The sequence below is a fragment of the Lysobacter sp. S4-A87 genome (genome assembly GCF_022637455.1).
Classification (GTDB): domain Bacteria; phylum Pseudomonadota; class Gammaproteobacteria; order Xanthomonadales; family Xanthomonadaceae; genus Lysobacter_J.
The window spans coordinates 1,960,040-1,976,394 of record NZ_CP093341.1; the positions used below are offsets into that span (position 1 = coordinate 1,960,040).

Here is a 16,355-nt window from a genome sequence, read left to right on the forward strand (position 1 = left end):
CGTCCTTCGATCAACCGGCGAACGGCACGCTGCGCAGCAGCGCGGCGATCACGTCGTCGGCGCTCTTCTGCTCGGCCTCTGCGGCGAACGACAGCAGCAGGCGATGGCGCATCACCGGCGCGGCGAGCGCGACGATGTCCTCGCGCGTTGCCGCCAGGCGCCCATGCAGCAGCGCGCGTGCCTTGGCCGCGAGCACCAGCGACTGGCCGGCGCGCGGGCCGGCGCCCCACTTCACCCACTGCTTCACTTCCGCCGGTGCCGATTCGTTGGGGCGGCTGGCGCGGACCAGGCGCGTGATCCAGGCAAGCAGATCGTCGCCGAGGTGCACTTCGCGCACGCGTGCCTGCAGTGCCAGCACGTCCTCGCCGTGCATCACCTGCGGTACTTCGGAATGGCGCGTGCCGGTGGTCTGGGCAAGGATGTCGCGCTCTTCGGCTTCGGTCGGATAGTCGACGCGGATGTGCAGCAGGAAGCGGTCGAGCTGGGCTTCCGGCAACGGATAGGTGCCGGCCTGTTCCAGCGGGTTCTGCGTGGCCAGCACGAAGAACGGCGACGGCAGCGTATGGGTCACACCGGCATAGCTGACGGTGCGCTCCTGCATCGCCTCCAGCAGCGCCGCCTGGGTCTTGGGCGGGGTGCGGTTGAGCTCGTCGGCGAGCAGCAGGTTGGTGAAGATCGGGCCCGGCTGGAAGCGGAAATGGCGATGGCCGGTGCCGTGGTCTTCCTCGAGCAGCTCGGTGCCGAGGATGTCGCTGGGCATCAGGTCGGGCGTGAACTGCACGCGCCGGAACTGCAGCTCCAGCGCCTGGCCCAGCGAGCGCACCAGCAGCGTCTTGCCCAGGCCGGGCACGCCTTCGAGCAGGCAGTGGCCGCCGGCGAGCAGGCCGATCAGCAACTGCTCGACGACCGCTTCCTGGCCGACGATGGCCTGGGCGATGGCGGTGCGCAGGGTGCCGAGCTTGGCGAGCTGGGCCTGGATGTCGGCTTCGGATGGGGTGTTGTTCATGGCAGATCCTGGTTATCTGGTAACGCCCGGGTAGCCCGGGCAAGGCCGCAGGCCGCACCCGGGTTGGCGCGTCGGTCCCCGGGTGCGCTCCGCTTACCCGGGCTACGCTCAGCTGTTCAACGCATACATCACGATATTGACCGCGAACTTCGTATTGTCCTCGGCCAGGAAACGCTTGTTGCGCCAGTCGTAGTCCCACTCGCAACCGTAATCCTTGTTGCTGTAGAGGACGCCGAGCCGGCCGTCGATCTCGATGCCCTGCAGGTAATCGTGCACCAGGTCGTCGCCCCAGCCGTTGAGCTCGAAGCCCGTGGCCGGGGGGCCGTCCTTGAACATGAAGAAGCTGCGGTACAGCGCGTGCGTGTTGGGCAGCTTGCGCAGCGCCTTCGGCCCGAAGATCGTCGCCATCTGCGCCTCGAACGAGCGCGCGAACAAGCCGTCGATGTCGTGGTTGCAGTCATCGACGAAGACGAAGCCGCCATTGCGCACGTAGCGCTCGAAGTTGCGCCGCTCGTCCGGGTTGAACTCGACCAGCTTGTGCCCGGCCAGGTAACAGAACGGCGCGGTCAGCATCTTCGGGTCGGCCAGCGCCAGCACGTGCTCCTTCGGGTCCACGCGCAGGTTGGTGTAGTCGATCAAGGACGTGATCAGGTTGGCCGGCATGCGCTGGTCGACATCCCAGTCCCCCGAGTCGTACTTCAGGCGCGTCAGCCAGAAGTCGTACTCGACGCTGGCGGCGCGTGCCAGCGGGGGCAGCAGCGCCCCCGCCGCGCCCGCCAGCATCAGGCGGAGGAACTGCGCGCGGTTCATATCGACCGCGCGGTATTGATGATGTTGATGCCGTTGAAGCGGGTCGTGCTCGATCCGTGCGACACCGCCGAGACCTGGCTCGGCTGGCCCTTGCCGTCGAAGAACGAACCGCCGAGGCGGAAGTCGCGCTCGTCGCAGATCGCGCTGCAGGCGTTCCAGAACTCCGGCGTGCGGATCTGGTACGCGGCATCCTCGACCAGGCCGGTCACCTTGCCCTGCTTGATCTCGTAGAACAGCTGGCCGCCGAACTGGGCGTTGTAGCGCTGCTGGTCGATCGAGTACGAGCCGCGGCCGTGGATGTAGAGGCCGTTCTCGACGTCCTTGACCATGTCGGCGACGCTCAGCGGCGCCTTGCCCGGCATCAGCGAGACGTTGGCCATGCGCTGGAACTGCACGCTCGACCACGAATCGGCATAGCTGCAGCCGTGCGATTCCTTGTGACCGAGGATATGCGCCTCGTCACGCGTGGCCTGGTAGTCGACGAGGACGCCGTCGCGCACCAGGTCCCACTGTTTGGTCTTCACGCCCTCATCGTCGTAGCCGACCGCGCCGAGGCTGCCCTGGCGCGTCTTGTCGGCGACGAAGTTGACGATGTCGCTGCCCCAGCGGTAGCCGTCGTCGCGCTTGTCGAGCGTGGCGAAGCTGGTGCCGGCGTAGTTGGCCTCATACCCGAGCACGCGGTCGAGCTCCAGCGGGTGGCCGACGTTCTCGTGGATGGTCAGGAACAGGTTCGACGGGTCGATGACCAGGTCGTACTTGCCCGGCTTCACCGACGGCGCCTTGAGCTTGGCGCGGGCGTCGCGGGCGCTGGCGATGGCGTCTTCCATCACGTCGTAGCTGCGGCCGTAAGCGGTGATGCCGCCGGGAAGCCTGAACTTGCCGGCCGGATCGGCGTCGAGGTACTCGTAGCCCATGCCCATCGGCGCCGACAGGCCGTTGCGGGTGCGGAACCTGCCACTGGCCTTGTCCACCGCGGTGGCGGTGATCGGCAGCCAGATCCTGTGCACGTCCTGGTCGATATAGCTGCCATCGGTCGAGGCGAAATACTTCTGCTCGTTGATCAGGAACAGCGTCGAGTTGAAGAAGTCGGCGCCGGCCTTCATCGCAGCGGCATTGACGCCAAGCAGCAGGTCCACCTTCTCCTTGATCGGCACGGCCATGGCGTTCTTGCGGATCGGCGTCGCCCAGCTGATCTCGCCGACGCCGGGCGTCGGTGCCAGCTCGACGCGCCTGGTCTGGTGGCGCGAGTTGGCCCTGGCAATGGCAGCCGCCTGGCGCGCAACGGCCGCCACCGCATCGGTGGTCTGCACGTTGGTTGCCGCAAAGCCCCAGGCGCCGTCGACCAGCACGCGCACGCCGATGCCGGAGGACTCGCCGTTGACGATGTTCTCCACCCGCGCCTCGCGGGTGATCACCGACTGGCGCAGGTAGCGCCCGATGCGCACGTCGCAGTACTGCGCGCCAGCAGCGCGGGCGGCCGTCAGCGCGGCGTCGGCGAGAAGCCGGCGGCGCGCACCATCGACCGGTTCAAGCAGTGCCTCTGCGGCGATGCTGCGGCCATAAGGCAGCAGCATCGCGGCGAGACCCACACCGGTAAAACCCAGAAATTGCCTGCGTTGCATTTCCGATCAGACCGCATCCGACAGCGAGGTGAAGGTGAAATCGCGCAGCTTCATTGGCGGGATCATCATCACGAACGAGGACTCGTCACCGGCCACGCGCACCGGCTTGCCGAGCTCTTCGATGTTGTTGAGCATGATCACCGGCGACTCGTTGAAGCGGAAGTTCTTCACCGGGTGCTTGATCTGGCCGTTCTCGATGTAGAACGTGCCGTCACGGGTCAGACCGGTCAGCAGCACGGTCTGCGGATCGACCATGCGGATGTACCAGGTGCGGGTGACCAGGATGCCCTTCTGGGTGCTGGCCACCAGCTGCGCGGTGGTCTTGTCGCCACCGGCGACCAGCAGGTTGCCCGGCTCGCCGACGGCGCGCTTGCCCTGCTTCTTGGCCCAGTAGCGCGAGTACTGCATCGCCACGACCTTGCCGTTCTCGACGATCGCCATCTTCTCGCGCGGCAGGCCCTCGCCGTCCCACGGCAGCACCGGCGCGCGCTCGTCCCACGGGTCGGCGCTGATGTTCACGCGGGGATCGTAGACCTGCTCGCCGAGCTTGTTGCCGCCGCCCTTCTTCGACAGGAAGCTGCGGCCCTCATCGGCCTGGCGCGCATCGAAGAAATTCATCATGAACGAGATCAGGCCCGCGGCCGCGGCCGGTTCCAGGATCACCGTGTACTTGCCCGGCTCCAGCGCCTTGGCTTCGGCCGATTCGGTGGCCTTGCGCATGGCGGTGCGGATGTCCTGGTCGGCCTTGAAGTCGTTGGAGTCCTTGAGGTTGCGGCCGACCCAGCCGGAACCGCGGCCGTCTTCGGTACGCACCGTGCAGGTGTAGTCGAAGCGCGTGGCCTTCTGGTAGCCGAAGTTGCCCTTGGAGTTGGCGAACGCGACGAAGCTCTGGCCGTCCTCGAGGAAGCCGGCGGCGATCAGCTTTTCAGCCTTGCACGGGGCGATCGAGTTGGCCGCGACCTGGGCGCGGTACTCCGGGGTGATGGCGGCGGTGGCCGGGCTGAAGGTCGGGCTGGCCTTGTAGGTCTGCTTCTCGATCGCCGGCATGAACTCCGGGTTTTCCGGGGCCAGGCGGGCGAGGTCTTCGGCACGGCGCACCACGCGCTCGAGCGCGGCGTCGTCGAACTCGTTGATGGTGGCGGTGCCGACGCGGCTGCCGAAGGCCACTTCAACGGCCAGCTCGGTGTTGTCGACGATGCCACTGGTGGAAATGTTGTTCAGGGCGAAGCGGATGTTGCCGTCGACCGAACCTTCCAGCTGCGCCGTGCACTGGTCGGCCTTGGACAGCTTGATGACCTTGTCGAGGATCGCCTTGGCCTGTTCTTCGGTGAAGATGCTCATTTATGTATGTCTCCAGGCGATCAGCCGAGGTTGCGGGCGGTGTTGATGACGTTGATGCCGTTGAAGCGCGCCGTGCTCGAACCGTGCGAGACCGCCGACACCTGGCCGGGCTGCCCCTTGCCGTCGAAGAAGGAGCCGCCGAGGCGGTAATCGCTGTCGTCGCAGACGGCGACGCAGGCGTTCCAGAATTCCGGCGTGCGGATCTGATAGGCCACGTCCTCGATCTGCTGGGTGATCTGGCCGTTCTTGATCTCGTAGAACAGCTGGCCGCCGAACTGGGCGTTGTAGCGCTGCTGGTCGATCGAGAACGAACCGTCGCCGATGATGTAGATGCCGTTCTCGACGTCCTTGATCATGTCGGCCACGCTGAGCTTGTTCTTGCCCGGCGCCAGCGAGACGTTGGCCATGCGCTGGAACTGCACGCTCGACCACGAGTCGGCATAGCAGCAGCCGTCGGACTCGGTCTTGCCGAGGATATGGGCCTGGTCGCGGATGGTCTGGTAGTCGACCAGCGTGCCGTCCTTGATCAGGTTCCACTTCTTCGTCTTGACGCCTTCGTCGTCATAGCCGACCGCGCCGAGGCTGCCGACCTGGGTCTTGTCGGCGAACACGGTGACGTTGTCGGAGCCGTACTTGAACTTGTCCTTGAGCTTGTCGACCGTGGCGAAGCTGGTGCCGGCGTAGTTGGCCTCGTAGCCAAGGACGCGGTCGAGCTCGAGCGGGTGGCCGATGGATTCGTGGATCGTCAGCCAGGTGTGCGACGGGTCGAGCACCAGGTCGTACTTGCCCGGCTTGACCGACGGCGCGGTCAGCTTGGCCTTGGCCTGCTTGGCCGAGGCGATGGCGTCTTCCATCATGTCGTACGACAGGCCGTAGTTGGTCACGCCGTTAGGCGAGACGACCTTGCCGGCGGTGGCGCCGTCGAGGTACTCGAAGCCCATGCCCATCGGCGAGGACAGACCGTCGCGGGTGCGGAACTTGCCGGTGGCCTTGTCGATGGCGGTGACCGTCATCGGTGCCCAGATGCGGTGCACGTCCTGGTCGATGTAGCTGCCGTCGGTCGAGGCGAAGTACTTCTGCTCGTTGACCAGGAACAGCATCGAGTTGACGAAGCTGCCACCGGCATTGATCGCCGCGGCGTTCACGCCCAGCAGCAGGTCGACCTTGTCCTTGAGCGGCACTTCCATCGAGTTCTTGCGGATCGGCGTCTTCCAGGACACTTCGCCGACGCCCGGTGCCTTCGCCAGCTGCACCGGCGCGGTCTGGTGCCTGGCGTTGGCCTTGGCGATCGCGGCGGCCTGCTGGGCGGCCTTGACCACGCCCTGGGTGCCCAGTTCGTTGGTGGCGGCAAAGCCCCAGGCGCCGTTGACCAGCACGCGGATGCCGATGCCGGTGGATTCGGTGTTGACCACGTTCTGGACCTTGTCCTCGCGCGTGATCACGAACTGGCGCAGGTAGCGGCCGATGCGGACGTCGCAGTACGAGGCGCCAGCGGCCGTGGCCGCGGCCAGGGCTGCGTCAGCCAGCTGCTTCTTCTTGGCCACGTCGATGGTCTCGACGAGCGCCTCGGCGGCGATGGCACGGCCGAAGGGCAGCATCAGCCCGGCCACACCAACGCCGGTCATCGACAGGAATGAGCGTCTATCCACTTGTGTAACTCCCCGGAAAGGCCCGCGCGGCAGCGGCTGCCGCACCAGGCAAGAGACAAAGGCAAAGGCCCCCCGCGACTGTGCTCAGGGGGGGCGCAGCCCGTCAAGTGACGTTCGGGCTATACGGCACGGTCCGGGGGCCGTGGATACGCCGAAGTGTGGACTGTGTCGGCGGGACCGGCGGCCCATGTACCGCGGTTCGTCAGTTGCTGCCGGCGCATCGCGACCGTCTCGGACGCGTGCTGGTGTCACGAGACTAATTCGTACATCGCCACGATCAGCACAGTCTTATCCTTCACGCATCGCGCCCATGTCCGGCGCGATCCTGTCGCACCGATCGCCCAGCGATCCCCGCCCCTTCGCCCCCCCGGTTGCACGCCCCCATGCCGCTTCGCATCATCATCGCCGACGATCACCCGATCGTCCGCTCCGGCATCCGCGAGCTGCTCGACAGCAGCGGCGATTTCGGACCCTTTATCGAGGTCGGCTCGTCCGATGCGCTGGTGGAAGCAATGGAGCAGCGCCCCTTCGACGTGGTCCTGACCGACTTCAACATGCCCGGCGGGCAGATCACCGACGGGCTCAATCTGCTCGCGCTGGTCCGCCAGCGCTGGCCGCAGACGCCGGTGATGGTGCTGACCATGGTGAGAAACGTCGGCCTGCTGCGTGCGGTGCTCGACACCGGCGTTCGCGGCCTGCTGAACAAGTCCGACGCGCTGGAGGAACTGGAGCAGGCGGTCAGGGCCGTGTCCAAGGGCCAGACCTATATCAGCGCGGACCTGCGGTTGATGATCAATGCCGCCCAGGCGGCCGCGTCAGGCAGCGGCGAAATACGCCTGTCGCGACGCGAGAGCGAGGTCATGCGCATGTTCGCCTCCGGGCTGACCGTGTCGCAGATCGCCTTGCAGCTCAACCGCAGCGCCAAGACGATCAGCCGGCAGAAGATGGATGCAATGGCCAAGCTCGGCCTGCGCAGCGACCGCGAGATCTACAACTACGCTCGCGAGAAGGGGTTGCTGGTTTAGCGCGGCACTGCCGACACCCCGCGTGCATGGGCGGGGATCCAGCGCATCGTCATTCCGGCGAAGGCGGGAAGCCATGGACGTGCGCGTCATCGCGTCGACTTGAACCCCTTGCATCACCACTCCGCCATCATCCCCGCGAAGGCAGGGATCCAGCGTCGTGCGCCATTCAAAGCCACTGGATTCCCGCCTCCGCGGGAATGACGAAGCTTCATTTCGCGCGAACGACGCACAAAAAGAACCCGCCCCGTTGCCGGGGCGGGTGCGGGTGCGGCCACATTGGCAACGCCTGCCCTCGTCAGCGCGCAATCACCTCGACGCGCACGCGACGGTTGGGCTTCAGGCAGTCGATCAATGCACTGCGACTACGGTCATTGCACTGCACCACCGGATCGTTGCTGCCGCGCCCCTCGGTCTGGATCGCTTCGGCCGGCACGCCCTTTGCGACGAGATAGGCCTTGACCGCCTCTGCACGGCGCCTCGACAGGTCCAGGTTGTATGCGGCACTGCCCAGGCGGTCGGCGTAGCCGATCAGGCTCAGGCTCTCGACGCGCTCGGCGCCCTCCAGCACCTTCAGGATCTGCTGGTCGATCGCCTCAGGCGCATGAGCGGACAAACGGGCGCTGTCGAAATCGAACAGCATGTCGGACGAGACTTCGGCCGATGCAACGACGTGCGGCTCCTGCGGCTCCTGCGGCTCGACCGCAGCAGCCTGGCCACCGGCCAGCTCGGCGCACCCCTGCGGGTTCCAGAACGTCTGCGACAGCAGCATCTGGTCGTTGAACAGCAACTTGTACTGGCAGTCGGCGAACTTGCCCGGCTCACCCGACGGCAGCTTGAACAGGTAGTCCCATTCGTGCACCCCGGCAATGCCTTCGCGGTACATCGGGTGGCCGATCAGGCGGTAGACCTCGAGCTTGGCCACGCCGGGTGCGACCTTCGCCAGCGCAGCCAAGTCCGGATGCATCGTCTGGTCGATGAGCGGACGGACCTTCGCCGGGTCCGGCCATACCGGCTGCTCGGTCATGCCGTCGTGGACCTGGCTGAGGGTTCTCGTGCCGCAGGCGGCGAGCACCAGCGTCGCGGCGATCGTCAGGATCGCCGCTGGCAGGCGATGGAGAGTGAACATAAGTGGCTTCTCGATGAACGGATGGCGCACTTTCGTGCGCCATCGGAGTGAAAGTGAGTGGATGGGCAATGGCGGCCCCGCGAGGGGCCGCCATGCGCGTTGCCTGGCGGCGATCAGAAGATGTAGCCGACGCCGACACGGAAGATCGCCTCGTCACCCTGCGCCGCGGACACGCCGGCGTTGAGGTTGACGCGACCGTTCTCGCTCCAGCGCGACACGCCCACGCCCAGTGCCGTCTCGCCGCGGTAGCCGGCAACACCGGCGTTGACGGTGGTGTGGCCCGGGACGTACGGCGTGACGTTGATCAGCGCCGCAGCTGCAGCGATACCGCGGTTGGCCTGGCGGCTGGAGTGGTCGAGCTCCTCGCTGAGGTTGGTCCACACGTCGTTGACCATCTTGTCGGTGTAGGCGTTGGCCGAGGCACTGAGGTCGCGAACGGTCTCGTTCACCTGGCCGACCGTGGCCACATCGTTATCGCGGTTGCCACGAGCGACATTGCTGATCGTGCGCTCGTGACCTTCCGAACCCACCGACACCGTGTTGGCGCGGTCGGCGATGGATCCGTTGCCCAGGGCGACCGAGTTGTCACCGCCCACACTGGTCGAGGCATTGTTGCCGACGGCCACGCTGTCCTTGCCCTGGGCCGTGGCGTGGTCACCGATCGCCGAGGCACCCGCGCCGCTGGCGTTGCTGTCGTAGCCCATCGCCACGCCGGCGGTGTCGCCTGCGCTGGCCGGCTTCGGCGAATCGCCCGAGCCGTTGGCGTTGATGTAGGCCGGACTGCCGCCACCGCCGCCGTTCTGCTCGATCTTGGTCACGCGGTTGTCGATGTTGGTGATCTTGCCCTCCAGGGCATCCTTGATCGCCGCGATCTGACCGCCGTTGACGGCCTGGCGGCTGTTGGCTTCGATGCGGCCGTCAGCCACATTGTTGAGCACGGTGCCGTTCGTGCCGCCGAAGCTGACCGAGGCCTTGTTGGAGCCGACGTCGTACGTCACCGCATCGAGGACCGAGCCTTCACCACCGACCAGGCCGGCGCTCTTGAGCTGGCCCAGGTTGATGGCTTCATCGTCCTCGGTGGCGTTGGCAACGTTCTTCAGCTTGACCGGCTTGCCAGCACTGCCGAGGGTGACGCTGTCCTTGGCATCGCTATCGTAGGTGACGGCGATGGCAGCCTTGCCATCCTCGCCGACCAGGCCTGCGCCCTTGAGCTGCTTGACGTTGACCGCCTCGTCATCGGCCACACCGGCCTTGACATTGGCGATGGTCACCGCGCCGGCACCCTTGTTCAAGGTCACCTTGGCCTTGCTGGCATCGTCGTACGCCACGCCCAGGGCATCGCCGGTACCGGCAATCGCTTCGACCGCGCCGATGGCGTCGGCCACGGTCGCGTAGTCGTTGCCGCCGACAGTGATGGTCGGCTTGGTCACCGAGCCATCGGCAGCGACAGCCGCGCCGCCACCCACGGCCGAAGCGAGGCCCTTGAGCTGCGAGACGTTGACTGCATCGGTGTCGGCCGTGCCCCTGGCCACGTTGATGACCTGGCGCTTGACTGCAGTACCCAGGGTCGAGCCCACCGAGACCGTGTTGGCGCGGTTGTCGTCGGTGCTGCCCTGGCCCAGTACCACGGTGCTGGCAGCCAGTGCCTGCGTGTCACGGCCGATCGCCACCGAGTTGGTGCCGGTCGAGAGCACGGCGGCGGACTTGCCGATCGCCACGCCACCGACTGCTTCCGCTGCGGCACCGGTGCCGATCACCGCTGCATCGTCGGCGATGGCGCTGACGTTGGAACCAATCACGACCGAACGCTCGCCGTTGATGACCACGTTCTGGCCAACGCCCACCGATTCCTTCGTCACTGCGGTGACGTTCTGGCCCACCGCCACCGCGTTGTCGGCGGTGGCGTGGGTGTTCAGGCCAATGGCCAGGGCGTTCTGACCCTTTGCCTCGATCTGGCCGCCCAGCGTGGTCGGACCTGCAACGATCAACTGGTCCACCGGCACGCTGCTGGTGGTAGCGCGCGGAGTCGCCTGCAACAGACGGCTCTTCGACGTCATCGCCGTGTCGATGGCCTTGTTCACCTGACCCACCGTGGCGCCGTCGGAATCGGCGATGCCATCGGCCATGTTGGTGATGCGGCGCTTGCCGGTCAGGCCACCGATCGATACCACCCAGTTCTCGCTGGCAGCCACCGACGAACCGGCGCCCAGTGCCACCGAGTTCGCACCCTGGGCACGCGCGCCAGCACCCAGTGCCAGGGCACTGTCGGCATTGGCCACAGCGCCTGCACCGGCCGCGAACGCCTTGTCGGCGGCAGCGCGGGAGTTCAGACCCATTGCCAGCGCACTACTGCCGTTGGCGAAGGCGTTGCCACCGATCGCCACGCTGTCGGAGCCGGTCGCCGCTGCCTCCTGTGCAGAGCTGGGGCCAAACTTGACGTACTTCAGCTTCGGAGAGATTTCGCCGACCGCGTTGGTGATCCCGTCGACGGCGTTGAACAGCTGCCCGCCAGTGACCGCGTCCTTGGAACCAGCCTCCACCTTGCCGTCTGCCACATTGGTGATCCTGGTGGCAGCGCCTCCCTTGTTCAGGGTCACAAGCGTGTGCGAGGCATCGTCATAGACGACCGCGTTGGGACTGCCGCCCGGCAAGCTCGCCAGCTTGTCGTTGAGCTGCTTGACGTTGACGCCATCGGTATCGGCCACACCGGCGGTGACACCCTTGAGCTGACGCGTCGTACCGGCCTTGGCGGTGAAGTCGACAGCGGCGCCGTCGGTGTCCTTGCCCACGGTCAGGTTGGCACCTGCTGCGGACTGCTGCACCAGGCCGGCCTTGCCGTTGAACACATTGGTGATGCGGCCGTCGATGTTGGTGATCGCATCGCCGACGGTGTGCACCGTGGAGCCACCGATCACGTAGTCGGGAGCCTTGATGGTGCCATCGGTGTTGACGCCAGCGCCGCCGCCGATCGCGGTGGTCACGCCCTTGAGCTGCGAGACGTTGACCGCGTCGGTGTCGGCCGTGCCCTTGGCAACGAACGTCACCTGGCGCTGCCACGAGGCGTTGCCCACCGAGACGCTGTTGATGCGGTCGGTGGTGGCTTCCTGGCCAAGAGCAACGCTGTAGTGGTGCGCGGCCTTGGCGTTGGCACCCACCGCGGTGGACTTGGTGGCTGTTGCCTGCGCATTGACACCCAATGCCGTGGCGTACGTGCCTGCGCCGTTGGCCAGCGAAGATGCACCCAGGGCGGTGTCACCGGCCGTCTTGGCCACTGCCGCGTTACCGCCCGCAAAGGTCCAGTCGCCTTCGGCCGAAGCCGAACTGCCGATTGCGATGCCGCTGGTGCCCTTGGCGCTGGCGGCACCGCCCACTGCGACCGAATTGCTGCCAGTGGCCACCGAGTCAGCCAGCGAACTGTTTGCGTGGAAGTACTTGTTGCTACCGCCACCACCGCCACCGTTGTTGATGTTGTTGATGGCGGTGGTGTTGGCGGAGGTGGCTGCATCGAGCTTGCCCAGCGCGGTGCCGACATCGGCGATTCCGGCCTGGCCCTGGATCGTGTACGACGGAGCCTTGATCGAACCATCGGCATTGACGCCTGCACCGCCGCCGATCGCTCTCGTCACGCCCTTGAGCTGCGAGATATTGACTGCGTCGGTGTCAGCCGTGCCCTTGGCGACGAAGGTCACCTGGCGCTGCCACGATGCATTGCCTACCGAGACGCTGTTGATGCGGTCGGTGGTGGAAGCCTGGCCGAGGGCAACACTGTAGTGATGCGTGGCTTTGGCGCTACCGCCGATTGCGGTGGACTGCGTGGCCGTGGCCTGGGCCTGGGTACCGATTGCCGTAGCCCACTGGCCGCCACCGTTGGCGCTCGCAGAGGCGCCCAGCGCGACGTCGCCAGATGCCTTGGCGGACGATGCGTTGCCGGCTGCAATGCTCCAGTCGCCTTCGGTCTTGGCCGAGCTGCCGATCGCGATGGCGCTGGTGCCCTTGGCGTTGGCCGCTACACCCACTGCGACCGAATCCCCACCCTGTGCCATCGAATCGGCGCCGGTCGAGTTGGCGTGGAAGTAAGGCACGCTCGTCTTTCCATCGAAGGTCACGTCGCCAATGAACTTGATGTTCGTTCCCTTCAGCTCCAGCGTGCCGTCCTTGTAGCCGGTCACGCGCGCGGTTGCCATGTTGAACCCGCCGCCGCCGTAAGTGTCCGCGGCATTGTTCAGCGAGAATGCGGCCGAGGCGTTGGACCCACCAGGAGTACAACCATACTCCATGCCGCCGGTGACATAGATTCCGTAGGCTCGCGTGTAGCCCGCATACGGATCATTGCCGCTCGGCGAACAGAACTGAAGGCCGCCTACACCAGCCGTCGCTGCGCTGGCAGCGCCCGGCATTGTCAGCGAGACCATGCCAGTGGCGACGACCACGGCCGCGACCGCCGCCGCGGCTCCCTTGTTCGTGGAGGACTTCTTCTTTCGGCCGGTGGCCAGTTCAGACGCCACGACCCAGGTATTGGTCGTTGAGTTCCAAACAACGTTGTAGATCGTATTCATTGAGGTGCAGCTCCGAGAGCAATAGAGAAAAACAACAAAAGCCCGTTGCCATCCGTTGTCGGGGCCACAGTGCGACGCGAATTGTCGTGACGCGACCGGGGCTTCACCATCAGAACGACCTCAAGGAATGCACATTGGGAGTTTCCTCAAAAGCTGTGCGTTAGGAACTTCCTCAATGGATGCCAGCCAGGAATTTCCTCAAGGGATGCGCGCCAGGAACGGCCTCAGGAGATGCTGATTGCGCCGCTTCGCTCGCTTGCCGACAGGTTGTTTCTCTTCACTGCGCGCGCACGCTGACGTTCGACGTGTCGACCAGTCTCATGACGTCTGCAGCTGTGACGCCGTCTTCGCGCTGTCACTGCAACGACATGGCGCGGAGTCCAGCGCCTCTCCAGGGCGCGACGAGACTGCATCGTGGACGCCTCATAACTGAGAATTGTCTGATTGAATCCGACGACGCGGACGTCATACAGTTTGCTGGCAGTTCAGCGGCATGCACTCTGCGTAGCACGGCGCATGGCGTCCTTCAGGCAGCCGCCCCCGTGAAGTAAACCTGGCAGCCGCTCCCTGATGTCAACACAGCCACCTTTCTCTGCCAGCGCACGCTCCGCCCGCAGCCGCAGCGACATTAAGCGCACGACAAGTGCTCCACACCCGCGCAGGCGCACTCGCGCCGCACTGGCGCTGGGCCTGATCGGGGCAGTTCTCATCGGTTGCAGTTTCAACGGCGGACAGCGCGCCGTCGTGCTTCCGGCGATCGCGGCCGGCAAGAACGGCGTGGCCCAGCTAATCGGTCGCATGCCGTCGGCGGCCACAGCGCCTGGCGCGATGGACGAACGCGCCACAGCCGCGCCTGTTCACACGCCACTCGCAGTCGCACGCAAGTCATTACCTGCCTCACCCGGCGCCGTGCTGCCTGGCGATGCGTCGCAGGTCGCAGCGTCGCTGTCGCTTGCTGTTTCGTCGGTGAGCTCCGGGCCGGCATCGGACACCGTCTCGGCGCCATCGAGCGCAGCAGCATCGCCCTCTGGCACGACCGCTTGGCATGGAGGAATGCTGATCGCTGCGTTGCGGGACTGGTGGCCATTGCTCGCCGCCATTGCTTTGCTGTTGTGGCTCCTGATCGCATGGCGCAATAGCCGAAATGCCGAACGCGAACGCCGCGACGCTGCCGCGCGGCCGCGTACCATCACCTGGGCGCAGGTGAAGACTCCCGACGCGCAAAGCATGCACGACGTCGCCGACTTCACTCTCGGCAACCTGCCACTGCCAGAGGTGGCGGTGGCGATGCACATGAGCGCGCCGCGACCATCAACTCCGTCGCCATCGTCGACGACGCTGAGACACGACGCAGCGCGCTCGGCCTCCGTCCGCACGAACGCGATCGATTTCACCATCGATGCACCGCTGGTACTGAGCGGCGCACTTCCGTCGTGTGTCTCGTGGGTGAACTTCGAGCACATAACACCACCGACGGAAGCGGCCCCGACACGGCGCAGCCCGATCGAGGCGATTGAGCCCGATGACGTGGCAACCATCAATCCGATCGAGGAGGAAACCGTGAACAAGAACGTGGGCATGGGCGTGTCCGCACCGGCTGAGGCGTCCACCATGGATGCATCCGAACGCGTGGGCCAGGCAAAGCACTGGTTGACGGCCGACCGACCGGAGCAGGCCCTGTCGTCGCTTGCACCTCTGCTCGATGGCGGCGATGCCAGCGGCGAAGCGTGGACGGTGGCAGGCTGGTCATGGTGGCGCATTGCGCGTGACCGCCCGGACCGGCAGCTGGAGGCTGCCGTGCAGGCCGCATCGGCATTCCGCAATGCACTTCGCGTCGAACCAGACCGCGCCAACCTGTTGTCGCGGATGATTGCGCGCTGTCACCAGATGCAGGCTCGTCGCCAGACCGGCACCGCGCGGCTGGCCAGCCTGGACGAGGCGATCGCCGTCTACGATCGCCATCTGCAGGGGCATACGCGCGACGACGCGGTGCTGCTGGAATGGGCTGAGGCGCTGCACGAGCGCGCTGCCGCCTCTCCGCGTGACGAACGCGCGCACTGGCTCGACCGCAGTGAACGCGTGATCGACCAGCGCTGGGGCACGACCATGAGCGACGCCGGCGAGCCGGTGCAATGGCTGTGGATCAACCTCATGCTTGCTCGGGCGGAACTGGTGGACCTGCGTTCGGCCGGGGTGCTGCAAGCGCGGGGCGCCACCTTGCTCCATGCCGGAATCGCCCGTTGGGATGCACCGCAACGCGACGCCTGGCTGACCCGTCTGATCGAATCCGAGCGCGCCTATGCACAGCGCCTCAGCGGCGCGGCGCGCATTGCCCGCCTGCAGGCGACGCAGACCGGAGTCGAAGGCCCGCTTGCCGCGACACGCATCGTCGAACCGCTGCTGGCATGGATCGGCCTGCTCGGCGATTGGTCTGCCAGCCTGCACGGCACCGCGGCGCAGGCCAAGCTCAATGAAGCCGAGGCCCTGTTCGCGCGCATCGAGGCGATCTCGCCCGAGGACGGCGCGCAGGCGCAGTTCGCGCACGCCTATTACCTGCGCATGCGCGCCCGCCGCGAGTTCGGCCTGACCCGCTGGCATACGCTCGAGCAGGCGCTCACGCTGCTGGCCGGTATCGCACCGGGTGAGCTGCCGCCGGCGCTGGTCGACCTGGAAGCCGCGGAGATCCACCTCGAACAAGCCAGGCTCACCGAAGGCGTCCCGCAGCATTCCCACCTTGCTTCGGCAGCGCGGCTGGCCGAAACCGCTGCGCAGGCACCGGAGAACGAGGCACGCGCATTGCTGTGCGCGTTGAAGGCGCTGGTGGCGATCGCGCTGTCGCCCGCACAGCTGCCGGCAGAACCGCGGCCGCAGGCGGCGATTCGGATGAAGCAGCTTGCCAGCCGCCTGCTGGACCTCGCGCCGAACGACGCCGATGCGTTGCAGATCGTCGCCAGCGTGCACCTGACCAGTGACGAACCGCGCGCGGCCAGCGAGCTGTGCGCCGCGGCCTGGGAAGCCGGCGCTGCCCGTGCCGACCTGATGCCGATCTGGCGCCAGGCCGATGCGCGCTGGACCAGCACGCTCGACCCGGCCGGACAGGACCCGCACTGGAAGCGCCTGAACCAGAGCATGCGCATGGCCAACACCACCCTTTGAGGCACCGCGCATGAAGCAACCGGATCCGAAGCAGACGATCTGAAGCAAGCCAGTTCGAAGCACT

Annotated in this window: 9 protein-coding genes; 2 read left to right on the top strand and 7 right to left on the bottom strand. The window is 66.3% G+C overall.

The genetic code is table 11. The features are described 5' to 3' along the window. Positions 1–10 precede the first annotated feature (10 nt). The 5 genes from MNR01_RS08855 to MNR01_RS08875 all read right to left on the bottom strand — a co-directional run bounded on the left by MNR01_RS08855 (position 11) and on the right by MNR01_RS08875 (position 6,428). A complete protein-coding gene (locus tag MNR01_RS08855) occupies positions 11–1,006 on the bottom strand; it encodes a MoxR family ATPase (RefSeq protein ID WP_241917464.1) in 996 nt (331 codons plus the stop codon). Between the two features lie 108 nt (positions 1,007–1,114). Next, positions 1,115–1,816, bottom strand: a complete 702-nt coding sequence (locus tag MNR01_RS08860; RefSeq protein WP_241917465.1) for a DUF4159 domain-containing protein — start codon at positions 1,814–1,816, stop codon at positions 1,115–1,117. Next, positions 1,813–3,438 carry a TldD/PmbA family protein gene (locus tag MNR01_RS08865; protein ID WP_241917466.1) on the bottom strand — a complete coding sequence of 542 codons (1,626 nt, stop codon included), beginning with the start codon at positions 3,436–3,438 and terminating at the stop codon, positions 1,813–1,815. The genes MNR01_RS08860 and MNR01_RS08865 overlap by 4 nt, the downstream gene beginning before the upstream one ends. Before the next feature lie 6 nt (positions 3,439–3,444). Continuing rightward, complete coding sequence (locus MNR01_RS08870; protein WP_241917467.1) at positions 3,445–4,779, bottom strand: TldD/PmbA family protein; 1,335 nt, start codon at positions 4,777–4,779, stop codon at positions 3,445–3,447. A gap of 20 nt (positions 4,780–4,799) precedes the next feature. Continuing rightward, complete coding sequence (locus tag MNR01_RS08875; RefSeq protein ID WP_241917468.1) at positions 4,800–6,428, bottom strand: TldD/PmbA family protein; 1,629 nt, start codon at positions 6,426–6,428, stop codon at positions 4,800–4,802. 383 nt (positions 6,429–6,811) lie between these two features. Between MNR01_RS08875 and MNR01_RS08880 the strand changes: the two genes are divergently transcribed. Further along, on the top strand, positions 6,812–7,453 hold the full coding sequence (locus MNR01_RS08880; protein ID WP_241917469.1) for a response regulator transcription factor: 642 nt from the start codon (positions 6,812–6,814) through the stop codon (positions 7,451–7,453). A 295-nt stretch (positions 7,454–7,748) separates the two neighbouring features. Here MNR01_RS08880 and MNR01_RS08885 read toward each other — a convergent pair whose 3' ends face one another. Next, positions 7,749–8,579, bottom strand: coding sequence for an OmpA family protein (locus MNR01_RS08885; protein WP_241917470.1), 831 nt, complete (start codon positions 8,577–8,579; stop codon positions 7,749–7,751). Between the two features lie 113 nt (positions 8,580–8,692). Next, on the bottom strand, positions 8,693–13,135 hold the full coding sequence (locus MNR01_RS08890; RefSeq protein WP_241917471.1) for a YadA-like family protein: 4,443 nt from the start codon (positions 13,133–13,135) through the stop codon (positions 8,693–8,695). A 1,053-nt stretch (positions 13,136–14,188) separates the two neighbouring features. Between MNR01_RS08890 and MNR01_RS08895 the strand changes: the two genes are divergently transcribed. Beyond that, positions 14,189–16,291, top strand: a complete 2,103-nt coding sequence (locus MNR01_RS08895; RefSeq protein WP_241917472.1) for a hypothetical protein — start codon at positions 14,189–14,191, stop codon at positions 16,289–16,291. The last annotated feature ends 64 nt before the right edge of the window (positions 16,292–16,355 follow it).

Bases quoted from the DNA above. Each gene is read 5' to 3' on its own strand.
- MNR01_RS08860 (WP_241917465.1), bottom strand. From the start codon at position 1,816: ATGAACCGCGCGCAGTTCCTCCGCCTGATGCTGGCGGGCGCGGCGGGG.
- MNR01_RS08890 (WP_241917471.1), bottom strand. From the start codon at position 13,135: ATGAATACGATCTACAACGTTGTTTGGAACTCAACGACCAATACCTGG.
- MNR01_RS08865 (WP_241917466.1), bottom strand. From the start codon at position 3,438: ATGCAACGCAGGCAATTTCTGGGTTTTACCGGTGTGGGTCTCGCCGCG.
- MNR01_RS08895 (WP_241917472.1), top strand. From the start codon at position 14,189: ATGCTGATCGCTGCGTTGCGGGACTGGTGGCCATTGCTCGCCGCCATT.
- MNR01_RS08855 (WP_241917464.1), bottom strand. From the start codon at position 1,006: ATGAACAACACCCCATCCGAAGCCGACATCCAGGCCCAGCTCGCCAAG.
- MNR01_RS08870 (WP_241917467.1), bottom strand. From the start codon at position 4,779: ATGAGCATCTTCACCGAAGAACAGGCCAAGGCGATCCTCGACAAGGTC.
- MNR01_RS08885 (WP_241917470.1), bottom strand. From the start codon at position 8,579: ATGTTCACTCTCCATCGCCTGCCAGCGGCGATCCTGACGATCGCCGCG.
- MNR01_RS08880 (WP_241917469.1), top strand. From the start codon at position 6,812: ATGCCGCTTCGCATCATCATCGCCGACGATCACCCGATCGTCCGCTCC.